Here is an 8,249-nt window from a genome sequence, read left to right as displayed (position 1 = left end):
GGGGAAACAGGGTGGGGAAACAAGGTATTAGCAGCAAATAGATTTGGCTGGTTTCTATAGCACATGAGTTGTCCGTTTTTGGCCGAAAGGTCGCGGTTATGGATTCGAAAATACATTCCAAATGCGGCAGCTTCGTCCTAGAAGCGGAACTCTCAGTCCCGTGAGTGCGAATGTTTAATAGAAGCAGAACCAGCCCCCGATGCATCGTCGTCCTTTGATCTTCTTCGGTGGACTGGAGGAATATGAGAGTTGGTGCTAGAGTTTCGTCATTCGTTGGCGTATTAATACCAACGGTATCATCAAAAATGACCGCGTGCATTGTGCAATGCATGCTTCAAATAAGGAAAAAGTATGAGATTTGTACTGCAAACTTTGCTAGTTGTTCTCTCAAGCCTGACGTTCGCTGGTTTCGCAAATGCTGTGACATGGGGAGAACCCGACGATGGAGAACACCCCGCCGTAGGGACACTGTTGTTTTTCGACGGGAATGGAGTGGGCCTCTTTAGCTGCACAGGAACAATGATCTCACCGTGGGTGATGCTCACAGCAGCGCACTGCGTGGAGACTGACGGAAAACCCAACGCAGCAACTTTCGTTCGTTTTGATGATAATGCGGTTGGGGATTTCAGTCCTCCCTTACTAGGTTGGCTTTCTGACAAGTGGATTGCGGCCGACAGCGTTGAGGCTCATCCTAAATGGGATGACTATGCAACGTTTCCGATTACCTATGATATTGGCGTAGTCGTGCTATCTGAGCCGGTTTCGCTCTCAGGTTATGCCGAAATACCTGAAGTCGGTTTTCTGGCCGGATTGAAGGGCAAGGACAAGCAATCTTTCACTACCGTCGGCTACGGACTACAGGCATTCTTGGGGGGACCGGTACAACTTCAGGATCCCCCGGTCGACGCACCTGTTTTTTACTCTGCTGATTACGTCAAGCAAAAAGGCGACGTTAAGCTGATTGAGTTAAACAGCCAGTTTAGCGGTTATGGGCTGTCGTCGGCGAGATTCTCAAACAACCCGGGCATAGGCGGCGGTAGCTGTTATGGCGATAGCGGTGGTCCCACTTTCTTCAAAGACACCAATATTTTGGTGGCTGTAACCTCTTTCGGTATTGCCAAGAACAGTTACTGCATGGGTAATGATTTCAATTACCGCACCGACACCCAAGAAGCGGCAGGTTTCATCGAAGACATGCTAAAAAAATACCCTCTTTAACGAATGCCAATTTCCACTCAAAGGGGGCTTCTAGCCCCCTTTCTTTACGCGCTACGTCTTCACGCACCGTCGGCACAAGAAATTTGCATTAGCTCCGAGATGTAGTAGACAAGATTTTTTCGAAGCTTCGACGACAGCAATGTGGTGGTAGCTGCCTCTCTACGGCAGGGCATCCACCGACTGCTGTTGGCCGGTTTCCGAAATTGGCTAGGAGTGGACGTGTAGTCTAGAATGATCCGATATCAGTTCTCGGTCCGTAACCGCCATCCGCAAGAAATTCAATCAAGTTAGATGGTATCCTGGATATTCGCATTGCGGATCATTCGCAACAGTGCGACGTTAACAGCCCCAAAAGGGCGAGGAGCACCGCAGATGGCAGGTCCGAGCAAGCCCAGCGTCAACCTTCAACGTCGCATGATAGTTGCGGGAGCAATAGCTGCCACAAGCCAGTTGATTACACCGTTATCGTCTTTCGCAGATACTAGGCAGCCTGCGTCAACCGGAGGAGGGAGGATGGACATTGAGCAGTTTGTCGAAGATTGCCTGATCGCAAATAAAGAAAGTGACGCCCAAACCGCTGTCAGTGACGTTCTAGCAAAAGCGGTCTCGACACCGAATAAAGTTTTGGAGGCTATAGGGGAGCCATCCAAAGCCGGTCTCCGGGTGTTTCTAAGTTCGCCAGAACTAACTATTTTTGCCGCAACTTGGACTCCACAGATGAACCTCATGCCTCACGATCATCTGATGTGGGCTAGCATCGGAATCTACACAGGCCGCGAAGATAATATCTTCTGGAGGAGGACTCCCGGCGGAATCAAGGCATTCGGCGCGGACGCACTTTTTCAGAAGGACACGGCCTTACTTGCGGAGGACGCTCTACATTCGGTAACAAATCCACTATTGCGTTTCACGGGTGGTATTCATATCTACGGTGGCGATTTCTTCGGTACAACGCGCAGTCAATGGAACCCGGAAACGCTCGAAGAAGAGCCCTCTGATGGCTCCGTTATTCGTGGTATCTTTGAGCGAGAGAATCAGAGGCTTGGCCTCAACGGCGACATGTCCCCGAGTGCGTGAGAGGTGGGTTCAGAGAGTGAATTTGACAACGGATTAAATTGGTTTACTCTTAACTTGCCGTCGTAATGATGGTTCGTAAACGTATAGCTAAAAACGGCAAAACCATCGAAAGATGGTGACGCAAAGTTACCGGCCTAAGGGATTAGACTATGGCAGCGGGACTACCGGAAATATACGGAGATGTACTCATGAAAATATTAACGCTTTCCGAAACATCGGTTACCTCCTCAAGACTTTCGCTGCTTGGCGCATCTGCGGTTGCTGTCACACTCTTTTTAGCGACGTCCCTGTCCGCAGTAGCACAGCCCGAGACTGGTAACGGCCCCCCGGCATGGGCCGGTGGTCCACCGGAATGGGCTGGCGGACCACCTCCCTGGGCGGACGACGACGATGACGAAGTCGTAACTGAGGATCAGGAAGAGCACCATGAAGGAGACGAAGGCGGCAATAAAGGCAATAATGGTCTTAGACAAGCCGTTACCGATCTTCAACAGCGCGTCGAAACCTTGGAGGCACTGCTTGGCTCCGTTGACTTGGATGGTGATGGATATACAGGCGTCCAAGGCGACTGCAACGACGCTGACCCGCTAATAAATCCAGATGCAATAGAAGAGTTGGGCGATGGCGTAGACAACGACTGCGATAGCAGCACAACTGACGATGGATCAACTTTACAGCCAGTAGATGGTGACGGAGACGGCTTCTTTGCCGACGACCCTGACCCGGCCCTTGCTGACTGCAATGACTCTGATGCACTAGTGAATCCCGGCGCAGAAGAGATTCCAGACAACCTGATTGATGACAATTGCGATGGGGCAATAGACGAGACGGTTTAGGGCCATCTTTGCGCGTAAGCATCAGCCCGGCAATCGCCGGGCTTTTTTTGTGGTTGTAATGGGATGCGCAGCGTCCGCTCCTGGCCGAGAGTGAATAGCTCTGGGATCGCCTTCCTTTTAGTCGGATACTTTCGGTTGAAAATAATCAATTCGGTTCGCGCCTCTTCCGTATGCCGCCACCTTGTAAGTCAACCCGTTTTGGTTTCCTTTTTGCACTCCGGGCAACCTGCACCCACAGAACGTCTTTGTATTGTCGCTTCCCACTCATGTCCTTCCGCACAACGCCACCAAACGACCTTCCCTGATTGCACTGTTACTTCTTGGGGAATCAAACTACCATTTTTATGTGTATTCCATTCCAGGGCCAGCTCAGGGCGTTGAGTGGCAACACTGTTCTCCGGCGAAGCGCGGCGACCTGCACAATAAGGACAACCGGAATTCTGTTTTCCAGTCCGCATTTTAATTGGCATCTGGTACTCATGCCCCGGAGACCTGGGGCATTGCCACCAAACCTTCTTTGAGGAACCGTAGGTGAAGTCTTCAGGCGATATCCCTTTGTTCTTCGTCTTGTGCCACTCGTTGGCTATCTTCGGGTGCATTACCCGCAAATTGTTTTGTTCCCCGGCCTTTTTTCCGGCACACTCTGGGCAACCGCGCGGCTTAGTACGATGTGCAACCGTTGCCTCCCATTCATGACCCGCACTACATATCCACCAAACTTTTTGATCAGAACGCTTAGTCACCTTGTCCGGAGTCACATCGCCATTTCTGTGAGGGTGCCACTGCTGTGCTATCGCTGGATAAATTCGAGCTAGACAAATATCTGCGATTTCGCAATCTGGGCATCGATCATTTACGCTAACCCAGGCGTAAATTGCCTTTCTCCAGGAATGTCCTTTGGGACACCTCCAGAACACAGTTTTGTTGCTTGCTGGAAGAAACATAGTTGGTGTCAAGGGATCGTTTCTTTCATAGTCCCACCACGTTTTAGACTTCGGATAGACTTCGGCGAGCGAGTTTTCGTTTGCTGGGCTGGGGAGTTGGGAGACGAGTTTTCTATATTTCTGGTCAGCGAGGAATTTTCCGTTCAATATATAACTCTGAATGCCCTCCACTTTCTGATCGCACAGGGAGGTAATTACTGTTAATAGCTTACAAATAAGGTTGTTCGGTCTGTCCCCACGATCATACGCTATGTCGTACTTCCCTAGGGTTTTTAGTGGCGATTCCCGAAGGCGGACCACGGTATAGCCTTGCGATTCGAGAAATTTACTCTTCTCTGTATCGCTCTCTTCCTTCTCGGAGTGCCAGTAACTACCGTCTATTTCGATTGCGATATGCAACTCGTCTAACAACACGTCTATCTCAGTCCCGTGTATTCTTTCTCGCCACAGAACAATTGAAAATAGTGCGGAAAGCTCGCAATAGACCCTGATCTCGAGGCGGCTGGTTTGATTAGAGCATTTTGGGCACGCTGTACCTTTAATTCTTTCCTTGGCGCTTGTTCTCCATTCATGCCCAACTGGGCATACCCACCAGTAGAGAGACTTACCACCGGCTATTATTTGATCTGGCTTAAGCTCTCCGTTCTTTGTTGGGTGCCAACTATCAGCTATCTCTGGATACTTAACTGCGAGAGTGTTTGTATCGTCAAGCACCTGGTTAAGGCATATAGGACAGGAACTACCTCGTGAGGTTCTGGAAACCACGGATGCCTGATAAACGTGTCGAGGATCGTTAGTACACTTCCAAAAGTATTTTCCGTTGGTGCCCCAAGTGACATCAGCCGGTGTAAGCGGAGCATTTTGTTCCATGTGCCACGTTTTCGCCACATCGGGAAATCGAGCTTGTAATGAGTTTGTGTGATCGACTTTGAGGCCAGAACAGTAAGGGCACCCGGAGCCCGCGCCGGTTCTATCTGCGACTCGTGCGATGTACACGTGCTCGAAGTGCACCGGACACTGCCACCATAACTTTTTGCCAGATCGGGGTGTTATCGTGGTTGGGTCTAAATTGCCATTCTCAGTTGCGTGTAGTTCTCCAACCAACGCCGGATAACAATCGACGAGATTTCTTCCCGGTGACGCAAGGCGGCCTGAGCAGTATGGACATCCTCGCGATAGCTTTGTTCGTTTGGCTATTTCGGCTCGCCAAACATGTCCACCATCAACCGAACATCGCCACCACATTTTTCTATTTGAATAGGGTGTAAAGTCGTCCAGCGAAAGGCCCTGGTTACGTTCGACGCACCACTCTTTTTGTAGCCTAGGGTATTCATCTGAAAACCTCCCGGGGCTCCGCACCGAACTCAATCCTCAGTAGTCACAGTTATAGTAAAAGACACCCTCGGTTCCCTTGTGGGTTAGAGATATTTTTCAAGTTGAAGGTGAATCGCATATTTTCCAAAACGACTTCGCCACCTTTTAATCTCTATGGCTTGTTTCAGCTCTTCCTCAAATGTTCTTGTCCGCGCGCAGCCGCTTGCGAGGAGTCTGAACTATACACGGCGAGGGTAGTGACGACTAGAATTGGCGCTCTCGCCACTCTTGTGTATCTCGGGATTGATGGGGCTGTGTAACCAGCATAATCGTCAATTAGGCTACCGACTAGCGAGCTATAAACAATTAGCCCGAAGCGGTCGATTCGGATTGCAGTGCTCGACCAAGCCACCAGAGCGGCCGCTCCTGGCCGAGAATGACCTAACCGGAAAGGTGGCGGCTTTGAGAAAGCCGCCAATCTGAAAATGATTGCCCACAGCTATATTTCGGTCTGTTCTGCCAGTTCCAGGGCGTCGTCTACTTCGATCCCAAGGTATCTGACTGTGCTTTCAAGCTTCGTATGGCCGAGCAGCAATTGAATTGCTCTCAGATTTTTGGTTCGCTTATAGATCAGGGTTGCTTTGGTTCTACGCAATGAGTGGGTGCCGTAATCCTCAGGTTGCAAGCCAATTTGTGCAACCCAAGACTTTACGATCCGCGCATACTGCCTGGTACTGAGATGCGCGCGGTGGTGGATGCGGCTTGGAAACAGATAGTCTTCGGAAGTCAGCTTTCTCGATTCGATCCAGGTTGTTAAAGATTCCCGTGTCTGCTGAGTGATTTCGAATTTTACCGGTTGTAAGGTTTTCTGCTGAATTACCATCGCTCGTCTCAGGATGTTGGCACCTTGCGCGACGTCTCTGACCTTCAGCTTCACGAGGTCGCAACTTCTGAGCTTGCTATCGATGGCCAGGTTGAGCAAGGCGAGGTCGCGATGGTGGTTGGCGATCTCGAGCCTGACGCGAAGCGCCCAGATTTCTCTGAGTTTAAGTGGTGGCTTTTGGCCGACCACTCTGCCTTTGTTCCAGGTGCTTTCTTGGTGTGCGCATTCACTGACATTTCCCATTATATTACCCTCCACAGGGGTGGGTTATAAGTATGGTTAGTGTTTCATCATTGGTCGACGTCTAGACCGGAAGTATACTGCTGGGATCCGAGGTGTCGTCAGACAGCTGTCCCCCGGTCGTTCGCTGGGCTGAAGCTTCTTCAATTCCACCCGGCAACTTGGTCGGGCAGGCACTCCCGGCGCCTCAACAACCCCTCCGGTGATGGTGGGAGTTAGTCCGCAATTCGCGCTACCAAGCGCTATCACAATGTGATATCATTCTCGCCATGAACAGCACTCATCGCAAGACGCTGGCCGCTATTCTAGGCACCTCCAACACTTCGACCACGGAGTGGCGTCGAATAGAAGCGCTATTCGTAGCGCTGGGGGCGCAGACGATTGAAGGCAGTGGGTCTCGAGTCCGGTTTGAACTGAATGGGGTAGTGGCTACTTTTCATAGGCCACATCCTCATAAGGAAGCAAAGCCCTATCAGGTCAGGGGCGCCAAAGAGTTTCTCTTCCGCGCAGGAGTACAATTATGAACATTATGAATTACAAGGGTTATTCGGCCCGAATTGAATACAGCGATGAAGATCAGTGCTTTATCGGTCATATTGCCGGAATTCGGGATGTAGTTGGATTTCATGGTGATTCTGTCAAAGAACTTAAGGCCGCATTTGAAGAGGCGGTTGAAGATTATGTTGCCACTTGTGAGAAGTTAAAGCGTGCCCCACAGCGCCCGTATTCAGGCAAGGTGATGTTGCGCATTGATCCGGCAATTCATGCAAGGGCCGCAATTCGCGCGGAGGCTGAAGGGAAAAGTTTAAATGCCTGGGCGCAGGATGCATTACAACGAGCAATTTCATCGCAATAATTGACCAGGCTAGCAGTCCGCTACGGAATGACCGTTGTTCCGTTACTTTGCAGCTCCACACAGGTGATCGAACAGGGGCGTTGATGCCCGCTCCTGGCCGTGAGTGAATAACTCCGGCATCGCTCTGCAACGTGTTGCTGATGTAGAATCTNTTACTTTGCAGCTCCACACAGGTGATCGAACAGGGGCGTTGATGCCCGCTCCTGGCCGTGAGTGAATAACTCCGGCATCGCTCTGCAACGTGTTGCTGATGTAGAATCTGCGGAGAGCGCTTCCGACCTGAAACCGAAGTTCCGTAGTGGAGGTTCTTTGAAATCGTTCGAAGCCTTCGAGAGAGGGGACACTATCCAGAGGTAAGTGGTCAATGCTTCTTAACCAATTGCAGCAGTTCTCACTTATCGGCGTCGGGTGGCAGATTCGCTGCCAGCACTGTGCACGGCGATAAAGGTGGAGAAGTCCGTGCTAATCGAGCAACTGCGGCGCAAGCGATCCATGCTTCTGAAAGCTTACCTACTTCATGTAGGTTGGTTTTTTTCAGCCTGCGCATCAGCAGCAACCGAGACGAGCCAGATTGCCCTCCCCGCATTGTTGTTGCTTACCCTGGTTACCGTACCGCCAGTTCTTTTCTACACAGTGATTGAGCATAAAGCATGCCGTATGATCGATCAATCTTCACGTAGTGCAGGATTGATGTCGGTAATACTATTTACCATATTTCTTACGCCACTAAAGTCCGGTCTAGTCTTGCCGCTAAGAAACTTGTGGGTGTCCCGGTGTATTCTTAAAGCATGGGATATTGCTCTAAACAAATGGGTCTTCACCAAATCGTGTGGGTAGATTAGCCTTGTCATCATGAAAGATACACAGCTTTACAGTCAGAT

7 protein-coding genes, 1 pseudogene and 1 riboswitch are annotated in these 8,249 nt (G+C 50.5%); of the genes and pseudogenes, 5 read left to right on the top strand and 3 right to left on the bottom strand.

The genetic code is table 11. The features are described from left to right. The first annotated feature begins 351 nt into the window (after positions 1-351). From Q6D67_RS21245 to Q6D67_RS21235, 3 genes are all read left to right on the top strand, one after another. Positions 352-1,218, top strand: coding sequence for a trypsin-like serine protease (locus Q6D67_RS21245; protein ID WP_304707814.1), 867 nt, complete (start codon positions 352-354; stop codon positions 1,216-1,218). A 513-nt stretch (positions 1,219-1,731) separates the two neighbouring features. Next, positions 1,732-2,295 (top strand): hypothetical protein, encoded by a 564-nt coding sequence (locus tag Q6D67_RS21240; RefSeq protein WP_304707812.1) that lies wholly within the window; start codon positions 1,732-1,734, stop codon positions 2,293-2,295. 85 nt (positions 2,296-2,380) lie between these two features. Continuing rightward, positions 2,381-2,464, top strand: a riboswitch (cyclic di-GMP riboswitch). Positions 2,465-2,483: 19 nt separating this feature from the next. Then, positions 2,484-3,131, top strand: coding sequence for a putative metal-binding motif-containing protein (locus tag Q6D67_RS21235; RefSeq protein WP_304707810.1), 648 nt, complete (start codon positions 2,484-2,486; stop codon positions 3,129-3,131). A gap of 188 nt (positions 3,132-3,319) precedes the next feature. On the opposite strand, the gene Q6D67_RS21230 is transcribed toward Q6D67_RS21235, so the two are convergent. From Q6D67_RS21230 to Q6D67_RS21225, 3 genes and pseudogenes are all read right to left on the bottom strand, one after another. Further along, on the bottom strand, positions 3,320-4,489 hold the full coding sequence (locus tag Q6D67_RS21230) for a zinc-ribbon domain-containing protein (RefSeq protein WP_304707808.1): 1,170 nt from the start codon (positions 4,487-4,489) through the stop codon (positions 3,320-3,322). A gap of 114 nt (positions 4,490-4,603) precedes the next feature. Continuing rightward, positions 4,604-5,434 (bottom strand): annotated as a pseudogene (locus tag Q6D67_RS22015) (zinc-ribbon domain-containing protein); the annotation flags it as partial. A 454-nt stretch (positions 5,435-5,888) separates the two neighbouring features. Continuing rightward, positions 5,889-6,515: a tyrosine-type recombinase/integrase gene (locus Q6D67_RS21225; protein ID WP_304707806.1), complete on the bottom strand. Its 627-nt coding sequence runs from the start codon at positions 6,513-6,515 to the stop codon at positions 5,889-5,891. A gap of 266 nt (positions 6,516-6,781) precedes the next feature. Between Q6D67_RS21225 and Q6D67_RS22010 the strand changes: the two genes are divergently transcribed. Continuing rightward, positions 6,782-7,036, top strand: coding sequence for a type II toxin-antitoxin system HicA family toxin (locus Q6D67_RS22010; protein ID WP_370552019.1), 255 nt, complete (start codon positions 6,782-6,784; stop codon positions 7,034-7,036). Beyond that, positions 7,033-7,368: a type II toxin-antitoxin system HicB family antitoxin gene (locus tag Q6D67_RS21220; protein ID WP_304707804.1), complete on the top strand. Its 336-nt coding sequence runs from the start codon at positions 7,033-7,035 to the stop codon at positions 7,366-7,368. Before Q6D67_RS22010 ends, Q6D67_RS21220 begins: the two co-directional genes overlap by 4 nt. The last annotated feature ends 881 nt before the right edge of the window (positions 7,369-8,249 follow it).

Source organism: Haliea sp. E1-2-M8, from assembly GCF_030649675.1.
Lineage (GTDB): Bacteria > Pseudomonadota > Gammaproteobacteria > Pseudomonadales > Halieaceae > Haliea.
The sequence above is the reverse complement of the archived record's forward strand: the minus strand, read 5'-3'. Positions and strand labels throughout refer to the sequence as shown.